General features: G+C 70.0%; 16 protein-coding genes. 1 reads left to right on the top strand and 15 read right to left on the bottom strand.

Annotation, left to right across the window (positions count from 1 at the left end):
- Positions 1-6: 6 nt before the first annotated feature.
- The 10 genes from VHR41_17775 to VHR41_17820 form a co-directional block, all read right to left on the bottom strand.
- A complete protein-coding gene (locus tag VHR41_17775; GenBank protein HEX3236049.1) occupies positions 7-2,352 on the bottom strand; it encodes a hypothetical protein in 2,346 nt (781 codons plus the stop codon).
- Positions 2,349-3,980, bottom strand: a complete 1,632-nt coding sequence (locus tag VHR41_17780) for a VWA domain-containing protein (protein ID HEX3236050.1) — start codon at positions 3,978-3,980, stop codon at positions 2,349-2,351. The genes VHR41_17775 and VHR41_17780 overlap by 4 nt, the downstream gene beginning before the upstream one ends.
- Complete coding sequence (locus tag VHR41_17785; GenBank protein HEX3236051.1) at positions 3,977-4,951, bottom strand: VWA domain-containing protein; 975 nt, start codon at positions 4,949-4,951, stop codon at positions 3,977-3,979. The genes VHR41_17780 and VHR41_17785 overlap by 4 nt, the downstream gene beginning before the upstream one ends.
- Complete coding sequence (locus VHR41_17790; protein HEX3236052.1) at positions 4,948-5,772, bottom strand: hypothetical protein; 825 nt, start codon at positions 5,770-5,772, stop codon at positions 4,948-4,950. The genes VHR41_17785 and VHR41_17790 overlap by 4 nt, the downstream gene beginning before the upstream one ends.
- Positions 5,769-6,656, bottom strand: a complete 888-nt coding sequence (locus VHR41_17795) for a DUF58 domain-containing protein (protein ID HEX3236053.1) — start codon at positions 6,654-6,656, stop codon at positions 5,769-5,771. The genes VHR41_17790 and VHR41_17795 overlap by 4 nt, the downstream gene beginning before the upstream one ends.
- Before the next feature lies 1 nt (position 6,657).
- Positions 6,658-7,638 (bottom strand): MoxR family ATPase, encoded by a 981-nt coding sequence (locus tag VHR41_17800; GenBank protein HEX3236054.1) that lies wholly within the window; start codon positions 7,636-7,638, stop codon positions 6,658-6,660.
- Positions 7,639-7,721: 83 nt separating this feature from the next.
- Positions 7,722-8,477 (bottom strand): pseudouridine synthase, encoded by a 756-nt coding sequence (locus tag VHR41_17805; protein HEX3236055.1) that lies wholly within the window; start codon positions 8,475-8,477, stop codon positions 7,722-7,724.
- A 5-nt stretch (positions 8,478-8,482) separates the two neighbouring features.
- Complete coding sequence (gene scpB, locus VHR41_17810) at positions 8,483-9,067, bottom strand: SMC-Scp complex subunit ScpB (protein ID HEX3236056.1); 585 nt, start codon at positions 9,065-9,067, stop codon at positions 8,483-8,485.
- On the bottom strand, positions 9,042-9,788 hold the full coding sequence (locus tag VHR41_17815) for a ScpA family protein (protein HEX3236057.1): 747 nt from the start codon (positions 9,786-9,788) through the stop codon (positions 9,042-9,044). Before VHR41_17815 ends, scpB begins: the two co-directional genes overlap by 26 nt.
- The gene (locus VHR41_17820; protein ID HEX3236058.1) at positions 9,785-10,471 is read right to left on the bottom strand and encodes a site-2 protease family protein; all 687 of its coding nucleotides are present in this window, start codon (positions 10,469-10,471) and stop codon (positions 9,785-9,787) included. Before VHR41_17820 ends, VHR41_17815 begins: the two co-directional genes overlap by 4 nt.
- Positions 10,472-10,642: 171 nt before the next feature.
- Between VHR41_17820 and rpsT the strand changes: the two genes are divergently transcribed.
- Positions 10,643-10,894, top strand: coding sequence for a 30S ribosomal protein S20 (rpsT, locus tag VHR41_17825; GenBank protein HEX3236059.1), 252 nt, complete (start codon positions 10,643-10,645; stop codon positions 10,892-10,894).
- Positions 10,895-10,964: 70 nt separating this feature from the next.
- Here rpsT and VHR41_17830 read toward each other — a convergent pair whose 3' ends face one another.
- The 5 genes from VHR41_17830 to VHR41_17850 all read right to left on the bottom strand — a co-directional run.
- A complete protein-coding gene (locus tag VHR41_17830; protein ID HEX3236060.1) occupies positions 10,965-11,867 on the bottom strand; it encodes a zinc finger Ran-binding domain-containing protein in 903 nt (300 codons plus the stop codon).
- 122 nt (positions 11,868-11,989) lie between these two features.
- Entirely contained in the window at positions 11,990-13,279 is a 1,290-nt protein-coding gene (locus tag VHR41_17835) for a dihydroorotase (GenBank protein ID HEX3236061.1), read from the bottom strand.
- Positions 13,279-14,253, bottom strand: coding sequence for an aspartate carbamoyltransferase catalytic subunit (locus VHR41_17840; GenBank protein HEX3236062.1), 975 nt, complete (start codon positions 14,251-14,253; stop codon positions 13,279-13,281). The genes VHR41_17835 and VHR41_17840 overlap by 1 nt, the downstream gene beginning before the upstream one ends.
- Position 14,254: 1 nt before the next feature.
- Positions 14,255-14,791: a bifunctional pyr operon transcriptional regulator/uracil phosphoribosyltransferase PyrR gene (gene pyrR, locus VHR41_17845; protein HEX3236063.1), complete on the bottom strand. Its 537-nt coding sequence runs from the start codon at positions 14,789-14,791 to the stop codon at positions 14,255-14,257.
- Between the two features lie 155 nt (positions 14,792-14,946).
- A partial coding sequence (locus VHR41_17850) for a CusA/CzcA family heavy metal efflux RND transporter (GenBank protein ID HEX3236064.1) occupies positions 14,947-18,058 on the bottom strand: 3,112 nt, incomplete at its 5' end.

The following is an 18,058-nucleotide window of genomic DNA, read 5'->3' on the forward strand; positions in this document are numbered from 1 at the left end:
CGGAATCTACCCGCCGACGGCGGCGACCGCCTCGTCCGGGAGCCACCCTTCCCTGGCATTGGGTGCCCGTACCAGCACCCAGCCCGGGAGGTGCCGCACGATGCGGACGGCGCTGCCACTCTCGAGTGGCGAAAGCGCCGGCGCCCTCCCATGGGGCGAGACCCGGAGCGGCGTATCGTCGAGCACGACGGCCAGGGGCACCCGGTACCATGCGCGGAGGCCCAGTCCGGCGAGCACGGCACCGCCGCCGAACACCAGGAGGACCAGCCACCGTTCCCGGAGCTGCGGCCGCAAGCACCATCCGAGCCAGCCCGCAATCCACAGTACGGCACCACCCAGCAGCAACTCCTCCGGTGTCAGCGGTGGCGACCAGGTCCAGCGGGCGGAGGTGGCGTCCGTTGCGGGCACGAGCACGAACCCTCGGCGGATCACTCCCTGGCGCGGCGCCAGCCGGCGAGCCTCCAGCCACGCGGCCGCCGCCCGTCCGCGGCTGCCGAGCCGATAGTATGCGGCCCCGAGGTTGTACCAGTGGGCCGCCACGGCAGGTTGCTCCGCGGCTCTCGAGCTGAAGCCATCGACGGCTGCCCGCAGCGAGCCGCTCTGGTAGAGCTCCTCCGGCGAGGGGGACTGCGCCCGGGCCACTCCCCCGCTCAGCGCGAGCAGCACGATGACCGCGGAGACGCGCCGCGCCCGCCGCCCGCGGAGCGAGCCACCGAGGCGAAGCAGGACGTCGCGCACTTCGCTGGCAAGCGCCGGATCGTCCGCCGCCTGGGCCGCCGGGCCGTATCTCCGTGCATGCAGGCGGTCCCGCAGGCTGGCCACACGAGTCGCGAGCTCGGCATCCGCCCCCGCGGCTCGTACCGCCGCGGCCAGACTGGCCCCGAACCGAAGATGGGGATCGGGCACCAGGGCGCGCACCAGGGCATCCAGGTCCAGCTCCGCGCTCCGGAGATCGAGGCGCGCCGCCCTCCGCGGCCGCGCCCGACTGGGCTGTGGCATCCGCCCCCACGACCATGCGACCAACGGCGGCAGCGCCAGCAGCAGCAGCCAGGCCCAGTCGGGCACCCTGTGAGCCAGCCTCCACGAGAGGCTTGGCGCCTGCGCACGAAGCAGCGGTGGCGGGAGCGCCGCTGCGGCCGCCGATTCACCACCCGCGGTCACCGGCACCGACGCCGCCGCCATGCCGAGCTCAGCATAGTGGCCCGAGGCGAGATCGAAATACGGATACGTCACCGGCGGCAGCGCCAGGACCCCGGCAGAGTCCGGCACGACGAGATAACGGAAGGTCTTGGTGCCGCCGAGCCGGCCCTCACCCGAGACCATCGCTTCGTCGACCCGCTCGACGTAGGCGCGGGCGCCGGCCGGCCAGCGGACCGCGGGCGCGGGCCAGAGCGCCAGGTTGCCTTCGCCGGTCAGCGCGAGCTCCACCGTGATCCCGTCGCCCACCCGCGCGGCCGGCGGGGTCACTCGTCGCTCCAGCCGCAGCCCGCCGCCGATCGCCCCGATGAACCCAGCGGGCCGCCCCTCCGGCGGGAGCGGCTGCACCACCAGTGTCTCCGCCCGGCTGGAGATCGCGAAGCGATCCTCCTGGCTGAAGAACTGGAGCGCGACCGGCGTGCTGTACTTGAGGGTGGCCCGCGGAATCGAGAGTCGCCCGGGCACCAGCGGAAAGACGATCTGATGGGAGACGAAGAGATCGTACCAGCGTCCGCCGACGTTGCGGGTGGCCGCGATGCCGACCGGCGCCGCCTGGGGATAGCTCCAGACGCCATCGATCACCGGTGGGAGCAGCGTCGGCGGACGGCGGAGTTGGAGCCGGAGGTCCCGGGGAAACCAGGCCGCCGTCACCACGTCGACCTGCTCGCCCAGCCGGGCCGTGTCGGAGGAGACCAGCAGGTCGATGCCCGCTTGACCGGGTAGCGGTGGCTTCGCGCGCTCCAGCAGACCACGGAGCCGGGGTCCCAAGGTGGAAGCCGTGGCCGCCCGGTTGGCGGCCACGACGATGACCAGCGCGCCGGCCTCGACGGTATCACGCCCCTGTGCCGCGCGGGCTGGGCCCAACTCCCAGTTGCCGGGTCTGGTGGCCCGGAGCCGGATCTCCAGCACTGTCGTGCGGGTCCGGCCCGGGTCCGCCGAGACCTCGGTGCGCTCCGACCGGGCCACGATCTCGAGCCCGTTGAACGGGGCGATCGTCACCTGCAGCGGCATCGGCGAGTGGGAGACGGCGCGCAAGGTGTACACGACCTCCTCGCCGACAGAGATTCGGTCCTCGTCCACCGACACCTCGAGCTGGGGCCGCTCGCCCTGCAGGAGGCCGAGCAGCAGCCCCGCACAACCGAGAGCGCGAATCACCAGTCTTTCACTCCCGACGTGGAGCCCGCCTCCGTCCGGCGCTGCTGCTCCTGCCGGGTTTCACGCTCGCGCCGCTCCATCGAATTGAGGATCTGCTCCGCCTGACTCTGGTTCACGCCCTGGCTGGCGGCCGGCGCGCTCGGCCGCGGGGCGGGACCGCCGCCGCCGCTGGGTGGTGTGCCTCCGCCCCCACTGCCGCCACTGGGCGGCGGAGGTGGTCGGTGCCGCTCCGTGAGCTCGAGATTCCACTTGGCTCGCGCGGATCCGGGCTGGAGCAGGAGGGCCTGGCGCAGGCGGTCGGCCGCGTCGTCCAGCAGCTCGTCCCGCCGGCTGCTGTCGCTAGCCGACGCCAGCAGCTCCGACAGACCCAGATTGTAGAGCGCGCGGTAGCGGAGCGCCGGATCCAGCGACTTGGCGGCTTCCACCAGCGCGCCGCGCGCCACCTCGTAGCGGCGCGCCTCGAGCGCCGCCGTCCCCGCGTTGTAGAATGCGGTATCGCGGGCGCGGGCGCCGTTCGCCTCCTTGAGAAACTCCGCGGCGGCGCGGACCGGATCCCCGGCCGCCAGCGCACGTGCGCCCGGCGTCGGCCGCTGAGCCGACGCCGTCCGGCCGAGGAGGAGCAGTCCCGCGAGTCCGATGAGCGCCGGGCCCGGGCGGACCAGGGTGTAGCCGAGGAGGAGGAGCGCGGCGAGCAGCACCGGGATCCAGCCGCGGGGCACGAGATCCGCGGTGCGGGTCTCGGACGACGGGCTCCGCTTCATCGCCGCGACGAGGTCGCGGACCGCGCCCGCCTGGTCGCGCGCCTCACTCAGGACCAGCGTCCCCTCGGCCGCGTTCACCACGGCGTCGAGCACATCGTCCCGCCGCTGGGTCTGGATCACGCTGCCGTCCTCGTCCTGCTTGTACTGCAGCAGCGTGCCGGCGGAATCGCGGATCGGAATCCGACTGGGCGTGGGCCGGCCCTCGGAGACCATGATGAGATGGACCCCGGCCTCCTTCAGTGCCTCGGCCTGGGCGATGATCTCGGGCAGCGTGTCGTGCGCTTCGCCGTCGGTGAAGACGACCAGCACCCGGTCGGCCGCGCCTGTGGTGGCGCCCAGCAGCTCGGCGCCCTGGCCCAGCACACTGCCCAGATTGGTGCCGCCCTCGCTCGCCAGGTCGGGGTCGAGCGCATCGAGGTACATCCGGATGGCCCCGCCGTCGACCGTGAGGGGCGTCAGGATATAGCTTCGGCCCGCAAACGCGATGAGACCAAGGCGGTCGCCCTCCAGGTCCTGGCTCAGGCGGCGAGCCTCGGTGACGGCGCGCTGCAGCCGGCTCGGCGCCACGTCCTCCGCCAGCATCGAGCGGCTGATGTCGAGGGCGAAGACCAGATTGAGCGCCCGGGTCTCGGTCTTGATCTCGGTCCGCCCGTAGCGCGGCCCGGCAAGCGCCACGATGCCGCACAAGGCCACCAGCCCCAGCACCGCGGGCGCCCAGCCGCCGCGCGCGCGGGCGAGTCGGCCGAGCGCCGGTGACCAGTGGCGCGCGAGCCGGATCCGGCGGCGGCGGCCCAGCCAGGCACCGAATCCAATGGCGATGCCGAGCACCGGCGCGAGCAGCAGCAGGAACGGGGCGTCGAAGATCATGGGACCCGCACCACCAGCGTGCTGCCGAGCAGGATCTCGAGCGCGAGCGCGCCGAGCCCGGCGAGAATCAGCGGCCGGGTCGCCTCCTCGTACTTGGTGTAGCGGGTCACCTGAATGGGCGTCTTCTCCAACTGATCGATCTGGCGGAAGATCCGGCTCAACGCTTCGCTGTCTTTGGCGCGGAAGTAGCGGCCCCCGGTCTTCTGGGCGATCTCGCGCAGCAGCGGCTCGTCGATCCGGACCGGCAGCATTTCGTAGCGGAACCCGCCCAACCCACGGCCGGTCGGGATCGGCGCCTCGCCGATGGTGCCTACACCGATGGTGTAGACCTTGATGCCATAGGCGGACGCCGTAGCGGCGGCGGTGCGGGGGTCGATCAGTCCCTTGTTGTTCTCGCCGTCGGTGAGCAGCAGGATCACCTTGGATTTATCGGGTGCGCGGCGCAGCCGGTTCACGGCCGTGGCGAGTCCACTGCCGATGGCCGTGCCGTCCTCCAGACTGCCGATCTTGAGCTCCATCACCGCCTGCTCGACCACTGGGTAATCCAGCGTGACCGGCACCTGGGTGAGCGCCTCGCCGGCGAAGGCCACCAGCCCGATCCTGTCCGCGGTCCGCCCGCGGATGAACGCCACCGCCTGCCGCTGCGCCACGCCCAGCCGGTTCGAGGGCGCGAAGTCCTCCGCCAGCATGCTGCTCGAGATATCGATACAGATGACGATCGCGATCCCTTCCTGCTTCACCTCGATCGTGTCTCCGCCGACCCGCGGCCCCGCGGCGGCCACGATGAGCGCCACCAGCGCGGCGGAGCGCAACAGCGGCGGCAGCACCACCCACCAGCGCTTGGCCGAGACGGCAGCGGGCAGACTCACGTCGCTGTAGCGGGCCGCCGGGACCTCGCGCCGGCGTCGGCGCCACCACCAGAGCGCCAGGCCCAGGAGCAGGAGCAACAGCCAGGGACGCGCGAAGCTCACGCGGCCTCACGCAGGAGCCGCGGCTCCAGCTCGTTGCCCCAGCGGGCGAGACCGAGCGCGTCGGGAAAGGTGCGCTCCCCGAACCGGGCCTCGTCCAGTGAGTGCAACAGGTCGGTGAGCTCGCCCAGCGGCCAGGCCGGGCGCGCCGCGCGCACCACGCGGAGCAGATCTTCGGTGTCGAGTCCTACGTGGGCCTGGGGAAGCCGCTCCGCGATCACCCAGCGGAGTCGCGCGGTGGCCGCGGCGGCCACCGCCCGGGACTCGCCGGCGTCTGCCCAGCGTTCCAGGGGCGGCTCGCCACCGTGGGCTGGTGGAAGCACGAAGACCTGACGCTCCTTTCCCCGACGGCGCCACCACCAGTGCAGCGGCGCCAGCAGCACGCCGGCCAGCAGCCAGAGCGCCAGCAACGGCAGCACGGTCCGCGTCCGCCGGGGCACGAAATCGGCGCGGGGCTGCGGCGCCAGGGTGGAATCCGGCGGCACGGCCGGCAGCACGCTCCTGATATGCAGGGTGACGGATTCGGCCGGCAGCGAATCCACGCTCCCGCTGGCGCCCAGCAGGATCGGGCCCGGGAGCTCCACCGTCTGCGCGCCGGTCCGCCAGACCACGACCGGGTAGGTCACGTCGGCGGAGTCGCCCCGCAAGGTGACGCGCGGCGCCGCCAGCAGCTCCACCGGATCCGCGGGAGTCCAGTCGGCCGGGCGGAGGGTGCGTCCGGCCGGAACCACGACGGTTCGGGTGAGCCAGATCGTGTCACCCACGGTAGGATCGTTCTGCTGGGCCCCGGCCACGAGGAGGCCGGCGACCACCGGGCCCATCATGCGCGGTGGATCCGCCGTGCCCGGCGCGCGAACGCCCGCCGGAGTGGCAGCGCGTAGTCGACCCCGGTCTCCAGTCCCACCTGGTCGGCCCCGGCTGCCGCGAGGATCCGGCTACGCTCCTCCCGCCGGCGCTCGGCGAGCGCGCGGACCTGCTCCCGTACCACGCGGCTGCCGGTGTCGATCAGCACCCGGCGGCCCGACTCCGCATCGAGCATCTCGATCCAGCCGGACTCCGGCAGGTGGTGCTCGCGCGGATCGTCCACCGTGATCGCCACCACCTCGTGGCGCGCAGCCAGCCGGCGCAGCGGGCGGTCCCATCCGGCGGCGATGAAGTCGGAGAGAATCACGACGATGCTGCGATGGCGCAGCAGCCGGCTGGTGTAGGAGAGGCTGGCGGCGAGATTGGTTCGCTGGCCCGCCGGCTCGAACGCGACCAGATCGCGGATCACCCGGAGCGCGTGCCGGCGACCCTTGGCCGGGGGGATGACCTGCTCGACCTCATCGGCGAAGAGGAGGGCGCCCACCCGGTCGTTGTGGTAGGCCGCAGCCAGCGCCAGCACGGCGGCCACCTCGACGGCGAGCCCGGCCTTGGTGACGGGCTCACCGAAGCGGGTCGAGCCCGATTGATCCACCAGCAGCATGAGGGTGAGCTCGCGCTCCTCGGTGAACGTCTTCACGTAGGGGCTCGCCAGCCGGGCGGAGACGTTCCAGTCGATGGCGCGGAAGTCGTCCCCGTGCTGATAGGCCCGGACTTCGGCGAACTCCATCCCCTGCCCCCGGAACACGGAGCGGTACTCCCCCGCGAACAATGTGCCGACCAGGGCGCGGGTGCGGAGCTCGATGCCCTTTACCTGCTTGAGGATTTCGGGAGAAACGGCGGGCATTTCACGGCACCCTCAGGGCGGCGAGCACCTTGGTCACCACGTCGTCGGTGGTCACGTCCTCGGCCTCCGCCTCGAAGGTGAGCACGATCCGGTGGCGGAGCACGTCGGGCGCGAGCGCGCGCACGTCCTCGGGGACGACGTAGGCGCGCCCCCGAAGAAACGCGTGCGCGCGGGCCGCCTGGGCCAGCGCGATCGACGCCCGGGGCGACCCGCCGAAGGCGATGAGCGGCTGAAGATCCTTGAGTCCGACGGCCGAAGGTTCTCTGGTGGCGCGCACCAGGTCCACGATGTAGTCCACCACCTTCTGATCCATGTAGAGCTGCGCGATCGAGGCGCGCGCGGTCAGGATGTCGTCCGGATGGAGCAGGCGCTCCACCGGGATCTCCTGCCCTCCGCTCATCCGGAGCAGGACCTCCTTCTCTTCATCCCGGCTGGGGTAGCCGACCCGGACCTTCAGCATGAATCGGTCGAGCTGCGCCTCGGGGAGCGGATAGGTGCCCTCGTTCTCGATCGGATTCTGGGTCGCCAAAACCAGGAACGGCTCCTCCAGCCGATAGGTGGTGCCGCCGATGGTGACCTGATGCTCCTGCATCGCTTCCAGCAGCGCGGCCTGGACCTTGGCCGGGGCGCGGTTGATCTCGTCCGCCAGGATGATCTGGGCGAAAACCGGTCCCTTCTTGACGTTGAACTCCTGGCTCTTCTGGTCGAACACCATGGTGCCGATCAGATCGGCGGGGAGCAGGTCGGGCGTGAACTGGATGCGGGAAAAGGAGGCGTGAATCACCTCGGAGAGCGTGCGTACGGCCAGCGTCTTGGCCAACCCCGGCACCCCTTCGAGCAGGATGTGGCCCCCGGTGAGCAGCCCCACGAGCAGCCGCTCCACCATGGCATCCTGGCCCACGATGCGCCGGGACACCTCTTTGAGGATACGCGGCACCGGCAGCGTCTCGGCCGGTTTCTCGGTCAGCTTCGGCGCGCTCACGCTCGCTGGCTCCTGGAGTTGGGTCTGGGAAAGATAGTCGGGATCGGGGTGGCATCTGCCCGGCGGGAGCGCCCTTTCCAATGCTACTTCCTGGACGCCCCGGGGCCCCTCTCGGTTTCACCTTCGTCCGGCGTCATCCGGATCGCCTTGTAGAGCGCCGCTTCCTCCTTGGGTGTCAGCGGGCGGTACCCTCCAGGCGGCAGATCACCCAGGCGCACGGGGCCGAAGGAGAGCCGCGCCAGGCGCTCGACCTTGAGTCCCATCGTTTCGCACCACCGGCGGACGATCCGATTGCGGCCTTCCTGCAGGGTGACATCCAGGATGCTGCGTCCATCGGTGCCGGGCCGCACCCGGACCTCGAGCGGCGCGACCGGCCGCCCGTCGATCACGATCTTCTCCCGCACCGCCTGGCCGATCTCGCCGGTCGGTCGGCCGTGCACCAGCGCGGTGTAGCGCCGGGGGACGTGATACCGCGGATGGGTGAGACGGTGCACCGCTTCGCCGTCGGTGGTGAGCAGGAGGAGCCCCGTGGTAGTCACGTCCAGCCGGCCGACATAGGTGAGGCCCGCATGGTCGGGGATGAAATCGAAGACCGTCCGGCGGCCTTCCTCATCGCTGGCGGTGGTGACCACGCCGAGCGGCTTATGGAATGCCAGCCAGCGCCGGGCCTGCACCTTGACGGCGCGGCCGCCGACGGTGATCCGCTGCCGCTGAGGATCGACCTTGCTGCCCAGCTCCGCCACCTTCCCATCCACCCGGACCCGGCCGTCGGTGATGAGCTGCTCCGCGGCCCGCCGCGAGGCGACTCCCGCCCGGGCGAGCGCCCGCTGGAGCCGCATCTCGCTCACGATTCGGCCTCGACGTAGGCGGCCGCGTCATCCGTCGCCTCGGGCTCGGGATGGTGCGGCCGCAAGGCGATGGTGAGCTCCTCGGCCCGCGGCAGGTCGGCCAGGTCGCGGAGGCCGAGCAGCTCCAGGAACATGGGCGCGGTGCCGTAGAGCAGCGGGCGGCCCAGGGCCTCGCCCCGGCCCACTACCTCGATCAGCCCGCGCTCCTGCAGCAGCCGCAGCACCCCGCCCGCCGAGACCCCGCGGATCTCCTCGATCTCCAACCGGCCCACGGGCTGGCGGTACGCGATGACCGCCAGCGTCTCCAGCGCCGCCGCGCTCAGCTTGGGCGTGCGGACCGAGAAGTGGGCCCGCTCGATGGCCGCGGCATGGATCGGCCGGGTGAGGATCTGGTAGCCACCCGCCATCTCCACCAGCTCCACGCCGTGCTGCTCGAAGTCGTAATGCTCGCGGACCTGCTCCAGGGCCATCCGCAGGTCGGCGAGCGTGGCCTCCTGCTCCAGGGTGGAGAGCTCTTCGATGGTGAGCGGGCGGCTGGCGCTGAAGAGCGCCGCCTCAAGCAGCTGAGCGAGCGGGGTCACGGGCGATCACCATCGGCGCGAACGCGGCCGGTTGGACGAGACGAAGGGTCCCCCGCTTGGCCAGCTCCAGCAGCGCCAGCAGGGTGGAGAGCACATCGACGATGGTCGGTCGGGAACCCAGGGCATCGAGCCAGCCGATCTCCTCGCGCTCCTCCAGGAGCTGCTCGATCCGCCGGGTCGCGGTCTCGACGTCGAGCGGCCGGGCCACCACCCGGTGCAGCACCGGCGAGGGAATCGCCGCGACCACGCGCTCCACCGCCTGGAGCATCTCCAGCAGATCGAGCGTCAGCGGCACCGGCGGGAGCGGCGGCGCGGGCGGCAGGAAGCCGCGGACCAACTGCTCCGATCGTCGCTCCGCGGCCCGGCCCAGCCAGATCGCGATCTCCCTGATCTGCTGATACTCCAGAAGCCGGCGCACCAGCTCCGCGCGGGGGTCCTCCCAGCCGTCCTCCTCGGAGCGGCGGGGGAGCAGCATCTGGGCCTTGAGCCGCACCAGCCGGCTCGCCATGTCCAGGTAGTCGGCGGCCTGGTTGAGGCCGAGGTCCTGGATGGCGGAGAGGAACTGGTCGGCAATGCGGGCGATCGGAATCTCCGCGATCTCGATCTGCTCCTCCCTGAGGAGGTGCAGCAGCAGGTCGAGCGGCCCCGAGAAGGCGTCGAGCTGGACCACGAAGCCGGGGCCGGCGCCAAGCGCGGTGGTGGGGGCCTCGGAGGCAGTCATGAAAAGATGTTCGCTCCCGGACCGACCTGGTACGGAGCGATCAATCCGCCCAGAAAGTTCATCATCTTGAAGGCCGGGGTGAGCAGGATGCCCATCACCGGCCGGAAGAGAAACATCAGCGCGAAGAGCGGCAGGTAGCCGAAGCGGTTGAGTCCGCGGTACCAGGCCCCCGCGCGGGGCGGCAACACGTGGTAGAGCAGGTGCGAGCCATCCAGCGGCGGGACGGGAATGAGGTTGAAGAAGCAGAGGATGAGATTGAGCCAGATGCCGTAGACCATCATCCGCTGCGCGGTGTCGAACGCGGCCGTGCCGGCCGGCAGGCCGCGGGCGGCCAGGCCGACGAGCACGAACAGCAGCGAGAAGAGCAGCGACAGAAAGAGATTGGTCGTCACCCCGGCCGCCGAGACGATGATGTCGCCCCGGCGGAAGTTCCGGAACTTCCGGGAGTTCACCGGCACCGGCTTGGCCCCGCCGAAGGTGAAGCGGCCGCCGGAGAGGAACCAGAGGGCGGTCGGCATCAGGAGGCTCATCACCGGATCGATATGCGGCAGCGGATTGAGCGTCACCCGCCCGAGCGAGTACGCCGTGTCGTCCCCCTGGTGCAGCGCGGTGATGGCATGGGCGTACTCGTGCGCCACCATCGCGAAGATCAGCATCGGGAGCGCGAGGATGAAGTCGCTCAACTGAGATTCCAGGGGTGCGGTCCTGTCGGTCGGGAGGGCAGAAGGTTACACCACCAGGAAAGCCAAGTCAAAGCGGCGTGCCGCTTGACCTTGCACCGGCTGGTGCCTAACTTACGCCGCTCATTTCCGGCCCCATCGCCGGATCGCGTTCTCCGTTCAGCCGAGGTCGTCGTGCCCCGAATCAAGTCCGCCAAGAAGCGCATGCGCCAAGGCAAGACTCACGCGGTGCTCAACCGCACTCAGCGGAGCCAGCTCCGTTCCGCCATCAAGAAGGTCCGGAGCACGGCCGGGGACGAGGCCAAGACGGCCTATGCCGAAGCCGCGCGCCTCATCGATCGCGCGGGCCGCAAGCGGCTGATTCATCCCAACGCGGCCGCCCGGCACAAGAGCCGCCTGGCCAAGCTGGTGGCCGGGGGCAAGTAGCCGCCTCTGGTATCTGTCGAAAGGGGCCCGACCTGATGGTCGGGCCCCTTTTCGTTTGCCGGTACGGCGCTCAGATACCGGCCAGCTCGGCTCCGCAGCGCTCGCAGTACCACTCGGTCGGACGGTTGAGCGTGCCACACTCGCCGCACTTGAGGGTCTTGGCCACGCCCGCAGCGCCGGGCTTCCCGGGCGCCGCCTGGTGTACCGCCGCTGAGCTGGCGCCACCCGGATTGCTCGGCCGCCGCGGAGCGGGTGCGGGCTTCCGCTCCTCGTCCGAGACCGATTTGAGGAACGCCAGCTCGTCACTCGGCGCGGCCGGCTCCGGCTCCCGCGGGCGTGGCGGCCGGGGGGCGGACCGGGGGTCCGGGCGGACCGAGACGGCCGAGGGCTCGGGAGCAGGCGCCGGCTCGGGAGCCGGGGGTGGTGGGGGCGCCCGCTCGACCACCGGCTCGGGCGGTGGCGGCGGCGGCGGAGCCGGCGTCTCGACCGGGTGCGCCGCCTCCACTGGGCGGGCCACTTCGGCCGGGCGGGCTGGGCTGGTCGTGATCAGGGCCTGTACTTCGGCCAACCGGGCGATCTCGTCGCCCACGATCCGCAGCTCGCTGCGCAGGCGGTCGAGCCGGTTGCGGCTGTCGTCGGCGATCCGGCGCCACTCGTCTTCCGCGTACTCGCCGACGGTATGCCGCACCTCGGCCTCGGCCAGCTCCTCGTCGGCATGACGCCGCTCCCGGTCGAGCTCCGATTGGTGCGACTGGTGCCGCTGGAGCTCCGCGGCGATGCTGGCGCTATGGCCCCGAAGCTGGTCGATGACGCCGCGGAGGCGGGACTCGTAGTCCGCGCGCACCTTTTGGCGGACGCCGGGAGGCGCCTTGTCCGCGGCGGAGTCGAGCCGGGCCAACCACTGCTCGTACTGGGCCCGCTGCTGCAGCAGGGCTTCGATGATGGAATCGGTTTCCGAGGTCGGTTTGGCCATGGGGCTTCCTCTCAGCCGCTCGAGGTCACACGGGACCGCCGGCACTTTGCCCGTCAGCAGGGTGATTCGGGAGCACATGCAAATCTAAATTCGGTCGCGCCCTGGGGACAGGTGTGCCGCGTTCACCCCGCGCGATCGAAGACGACCTGACCCCGCACGATGGTCAGGTCCGCGCGTCCCCGGAGCCGGCGCCCGCCGAAAGGCGTGTTCCGGCTCTTGGAGAAGAAGGTACCGGGCTCGACCACCCACTCCGCCGTCGGGTCGAGGACCACCACATCGGCCGTGGCCCCGCGCGCCAGGGAGCCGCCGGGCAGGTTGAAGATGCGGGCCGGCGTGGCGCTCATCCGCAGGATCAGGGTCGGCAGGTCGATCAGTCCGGTGCCGACCAGCTCCGTGATGGCGAGCCCCAGTGCCGTCTCCAGTCCGATGATGCCGTTGGGCGCGTCGTCGAACTCGCGCTCCTTGGCATCATAGTGGTGGGGCGCGTGATCGGTGCAGATGACGTCGATGGTCCCATCGCGCAGGGCCTGGCGGACGGCCTCGCGGTCCTCCGGCTCCCGGAGCGGCGGGCTCATCTTGGCGTTGGTGTTGTAGTCCTCGCAGGCCTCGTGGGTCAGCGTGAAGTGGTGGGGACACGCTTCCGCCGTCACCCGGATTCCCCGCTCCTTGGCGCGCCGGATCAGCTCCACCGAGCCCCGGGTCGACATATGACACAAGTGAACGTGGCCGCCGGTCAGCTCGGCCAGCAGAATGTCCCGCGCCACCATGATCTCTTCCGCGGCAGCCGGCACGCCTTTGAGACCCAGCCGGGTGGAGATCAGCCCCTCGTGCATCACGCCGCCGGCCGCGAGCGTCGGATCCTCGCAATGGTCCGCCACCGGAATGCCGAACGTGCGGGCGTACTCCAGGGCGGTCCGCATGAGGTGGCTGGAGACCACCGGCTTGCCATCGTCGCTCACCGCCACCGCGCCGGCCCCGACCAGCTCCCCGAACTCCGCGAGTTGGCGACCCTCCTGCCCCAGTGAGATCGCGCCGATCGGGTAGACCCGCGCCTTCGACGCCCGCTGCGCCTGGCTCACGATGAAGCCCACGGCCGCCTGGTTGTCGGTCACCGGATCGGTGTTGGGCATGGCGCACACGGCGGAGAAGCCGCCGGCCGCGGCGGCCATCGCCCCGGTGGCCACCGTCTCCAGATCCTCCTGCCCCGGCTCGCGCAGGTGGACGTGCAGATCGATGAGTCCGGGCGAGACCACCTTCCCCCCCGCCTCGACCACGAGGGCGCCGTCGGGACAGCCGAGGTTCTGGTCGATCGCCTCGACTTTGCCGTCCTGCAGCAACAGGTCGGCCGTGCGATCGATACCGTTCGCCGGATCGATGATCCGCCCACCCCGCACCAGGATCGGGTGCGGCATCAGTCGGCGCCCCCTGCCCCGCCACCGGCCTGGCTGGCCCAATCGGGCGAGCCGCCGGCCAGCAGGTACAGCACGGCCATGCGGACTGCCACGCCGTTGGTGACCTGGGGCAGGATCACGCTATGGGGGCCATCGGCCACGTCGCTGTCGATCTCGACGCCGCGGTTCATCGGGCCGGGGTGGAGGATCAGCAGGTCCTTGGGCGCCTTGCCCAGCCGCTCGGTGGTCACGCCGAACACCCGGTTGTATTCCCGGAGCGAGGGAAGAAACCCGCCTTGCATCCGTTCCAGCTGGAGTCGCAGGACATTCAGCGCGTCGGCCCACTGGATCGCGTCTTCGATCCGCGGCAGGATGGTGACGCCGAGCTCCTGGACGTTGCGAGGCAGGAGCGTCGCGGGCCCGCAGACCCCGACCTCGGCGCCGAGCTTGGTGAGGCCCCAGATGTTGCTGCGGGCCACCCGGCTGTGCAGGATGTCGCCGCAGATGGCGACCTTGAGGCCCGCGAGCCGCTTGAACCGGTCGCGCAAGGTCAGCATGTCCAGCAGGCCCTGGGTCGGGTGCTCGTGCTTCCCGTCGCCGGCGTTGATCACGTTCGAGCGGATCCGCTGCCCCAGGAACTGCGCCGCCCCGGACGCGCCGTGGCGGATTACCACCATGTCGATCCGCATCGCCTCGAGGTTGCGCGCCGTGTCGACCAGGGTCTCGCCCTTGCTGACCGAGCTGCCGGCCGAGGCCACGTTCACCGTGTCGGCGCTCAGGCGCTTCTCCGCGAACTCGAAGGAGATGCGGGTGCGGGTGGACGCCTCGAAGAAGAGATTGACGATGGTCTTGCCGCGGAGGGCCGGCACCTTCTTGATGGGCCGCTCGCTGACCGCCTTGAACGGCTCCGCCGTATCGAGGATGAGCTGGATCTGCGCCGGGCTCAACGGCTCCAGGCCCACCAGGTCCTTGCCCAGGCTCGGCGCGGCGGTCACCTCAGCTTTCCCGGACCAGCTCGACGGCATCGCGGCCGTCGAGCTCGGAGACGAAGACGTCGACCCGGTCGCCCGGCGCGACGCTCACGGTGGTGCCCACGATGTCCGCCTGGATCGGCAGCTCCCGGCCGCCGCGATCGATCAGCACACAGAGCAGGATGCGGCGAGGCCGCCCGAAATCCGCGCATTCGTCGAGCGCGGCCCGCACGGTGCGGCCGGTGTAGAGCACGTCGTCCACGATGACGATCGTTCTGCCGTCCAGGTCGGGAAGCTGGGTTTCGCCCACCACCGGGCGAGGCCCGACCGTCTGGAGATCGTCGCGATAGAGCGTGATGTCGAGCTTCCCGGAGGGGACGGCGGAGCCTTCCGCTTGATCGATGAGCCGCTTGAGCCGGTCGGCGAGCTCCACACCCCGCCGTTGAATCCCCACCAGGACGAGGTCCTCGGTGCCGCGGCAGCGCTCGACGATCTCAGTAGCCATGCGCACCAGGGTCCGGCCGAGCGCGCGGTCGTCCAGGAGAGGAGAACGGGAGGGCATCGGGGCGGGAAGCTACTGTCGGCCGCGAGGCTGCGCAACTCGCGAAAAACGGCCCGCCCTGCCGGGCAGGGTGGTCTCGAGAGTCCATCCGGGCTGGTTTCAGTTGCCGGTGGACAGCGCCAGCCACGGCGAGGCGGAGGCCGAGCCCCTGTGCCTCAGACTTCCAGGCGTTCCCCTTCCTTGCTGGCGTAGGCGTAGAGCACCGGCGTGAGAAACACACTGATCAGGAGGCGCGAGAAAAGGCCACCGACGATGACCAGGGCGAACGGGCGCTGAGCGTCGGAACCGACGCCGGTGGAGAGGGCTGCCGGCAAGAGGCCAAGCGCGGCCACCAAGGCGGTCATCATGATCGGCCGAAGCCGCTGAAGGGCGGCTTCGCGGGTCGCCTCTCTGATACCGAGGCCGCCGAGCCGGAGCTCGTTGGCATACGAGATGTACACCACGGCCGTCTGCACCGAGACCCCGAAGAGCGCCAGAAACCCGATACCGGATGACACGGAGAACGGCGTCCCGCTCAGCGCCAGTGCAACCAGGCCCCCCACCGGCGCGGAGAGCACCACGCCGAGGACGGTGATGAAGGGGAAGCTGAAATTACGGTACAGGGCGAACAGCAGCACGAAAATGAGGCCGATAGTGAGCGGCAGGACCACCGCGAGCTGCGTCCGTGACGCGGTGTACTCCTCGTACTCGCCACCCCAGATCACCCGGTACCCCGGCGGAAGGGGTACGGCAGCACGCACCGCACGCTCAGCATCCTGAACGGTGCTGGCGAGATCCCGCCCTTCCACTGCGAACTGGACGCCGATGTACCGGGAGTTGTCTTCGCGGTAGATGAACGAGGCCCCACTGGTGACACCGATGGACGCGAGCTCGCGCAGCGGGATCTGTTGGCCCTCCGGCGCGGCGACGAGTATCCCCCCGATCTGCTCCGGCGTCTCACGGAAGCTGGGAGCCAGCCGGACGACCAGGTCGAAGGACTTCTCTCCCTGCACCACCGATGTCGCGGCCACGCCACCGACCGCCGCTTCGATCAGCCCATTCACGTCGGCCATGTTGATGCCATAGCGCGCAATCTTGCCCCGATCGATCTGAATGGTGAGACTGGGCTGCCCCAATTCCTCCACCACAGTGATCCGGTTCATGCCGCGGACACCGTGCAGCACGCGCTCGATCGCCCGCCCCTTCGCCTCCAATACCTGGAGATCAGGGCCGAACACCTTCACCGCCAGGGCGCTCTTGAGTCCGGTCTCGGCCTCGTCGACAGCGTCCTCCGCCGGTTGCGTGTAATTGAAGCTCACTCCCGGGAAGACCGACAGCTTGCGATTCATGGCAGCAATCAAGTCGGCCTTCCTGTGGTAGGGGCCGTGCCACTCGTCATACGGTTTGAGGCCGACGTAGAACTCCGCGTTGAAGAAGCCAATCGGATTGGTGCCGTCGTCCGGACGCCCGTGCTCGGAGGCGACGACGGTCACTTCAGGGAACCCCCGGAGGATTTGACGGAATTGGGGAACCAACTTGCCTGATTCCTCGAGCGAGATGGTCGCAGGCATGGTGGCCCTGACCCAGAGCGCCCCCTCGTCGAGGTGCGGCATGAACTCGGCCCCCATTCCGGCCGCGAGCAGGAGGGACGCTCCGAATACCGCGAGCGATGCCAGCACGGTGACGCGCGGCCGCGCCAGACACCAGTCGAGCACCAGGGTGTAGGTCTGATGCACCGCCTCGAACGCGACGTTTCTGCGCTCGCGCACCCCTCCCCGGAGGAACAGCGCGCACAACACTGGAATGAGAGTCAAGGTCAGCGCCAGCGCACCCACGAGGGCGAAGATGGTCGTGTCGGCGATGGGTCGGAATAGCCTGCCCGACGGGCCCGAGAGCGCGTAGATCGGCAAAAACCCCGCGACGATGATCGCGACCGCGTAGACCACCGGCCGATCCACCTCCGAGGCCGCTTCCGCGATCACCTCCTGTATGGAGTACCGGGTACCGTGGCGGATTGCCAGGCGACGGTAAATGTTCTCCACCATCACCACCGAACCGTGCACCAGAATCCCGAAGTCGATGGCGCCAATGGAGAGCAGGTTGGCCGGAATGCCTCGCAGGTTGAGACAGATGAACGCGAAGAGAAGGGAGAGTGGGATCGTCACGGCGGCGATTAGCCCCGACCGGGCATCGAACAGAAAGAAGATCAGGACTACGACCACGAGGAGAATGCCCCGGAGCAGGTTGTCCTCCACCGTCCGGGTGGTCAGCCGGATCAGGTCACTCCGGTCGTAGAACGGGACAATGCGCACATCCTTCGGGAGCACCAGCCGATTCAGCTGCTCCGTTTTGGTCTGTACTCGCTGGAGCACGATCTGCGCCTGCTCCCCGGTTCGCATCAGCACGACGCCTTCGACGGCGTCCAGCCGGTCGTTGAACCCGAACTGCCCCAGGCGGGGCGCGTACCCGATGACTACCTGGCCGACATCGCGGACGAGAATCGGGGTGCCATTCTTGACCGCCAGCACAATCTCCCCGATGTCCTCCGGCGTGCGCAGCCGGCCAAGGCCGCGCACATAGAAGAACTGCCCCCCCTCAGAGTAGAACCCGCCACCAGCGTTGCCATTGTTGGCCCCGAGCGCCTCGGCGATTGCCGGAACCGAGAGTCCGGCCCCGGCCACCTTGGTAGGGTCGAGGACGACCTGATACTGCATCGTCTGTCCCCCGAAACCCGACAGGTCGGCCACGCCCGGCACCGCCTTGTAGGCCTTCGAGAGCACCCAATCCTGGATCGTCTTGAGCTCCATTGGGGAGCGGTCAGGGCTCTGCAGAACGTAGCGGTACACCAGTCCCGAGGGGGAGAAGAGCGGAGCCACATCCGGGGTGACACCATCCGGCACTTCCGCGTCACGCAGCCGCTCGAACACGCGCTCGCGCGCGAAATAGTTGTCGGTGCCATCCTTAAAGACCAGCCGGACGTCCGAGAGCCCATACAGCGAGATCGAGCGGACGACGTCGAGATTGGGCAGCCCGTTCATCTCGGTCTCGATAGGGACCGTGATGAGACGCTCGACCTCCTCGGCGGCCTGACCCGGCCATTGAGTCACGATCTCGACCATCGGTGGCGCGATGTCGGGGTAGGCGTCCACCGGGAGTCGTGAGAATGACCAGGTGCCGACCGCCGCCGTGATGACTGCGACAGCGAGCACGACCGCCGGCTGCCCGAGGGCCAGCGTGACGATCCGGTGAATGGCTGAACGACTCGTGGAAGACAGGTTGGTCGGCACG

The organism is Gemmatimonadales bacterium, from assembly GCA_036265815.1.
Classification (GTDB): domain Bacteria; phylum Gemmatimonadota; class Gemmatimonadetes; order Gemmatimonadales; family GWC2-71-9; genus CAVVWJ01.

Coding starts and splice junctions, on each gene's coding strand:
- VHR41_17780 (HEX3236050.1), bottom strand. CDS start 3,980: ATGATCTTCGACGCCCCGTTCCTGCTGCTGCTCGCGCCGGTGCTCGGC.
- VHR41_17790 (HEX3236052.1), bottom strand. CDS start 5,772: ATGATGGGCCCGGTGGTCGCCGGCCTCCTCGTGGCCGGGGCCCAGCAG.
- VHR41_17795 (HEX3236053.1), bottom strand. CDS start 6,656: ATGCCCGCCGTTTCTCCCGAAATCCTCAAGCAGGTAAAGGGCATCGAG.
- VHR41_17805 (HEX3236055.1), bottom strand. CDS start 8,477: ATGCGGCTCCAGCGGGCGCTCGCCCGGGCGGGAGTCGCCTCGCGGCGG.
- VHR41_17815 (HEX3236057.1), bottom strand. CDS start 9,788: ATGACTGCCTCCGAGGCCCCCACCACCGCGCTTGGCGCCGGCCCCGGC.
- VHR41_17830 (HEX3236060.1), bottom strand. CDS start 11,867: ATGGCCAAACCGACCTCGGAAACCGATTCCATCATCGAAGCCCTGCTG.
- VHR41_17835 (HEX3236061.1), bottom strand. CDS start 13,279: ATGCCGCACCCGATCCTGGTGCGGGGTGGGCGGATCATCGATCCGGCG.
- pyrR (HEX3236063.1), bottom strand. CDS start 14,791: ATGCCCTCCCGTTCTCCTCTCCTGGACGACCGCGCGCTCGGCCGGACC.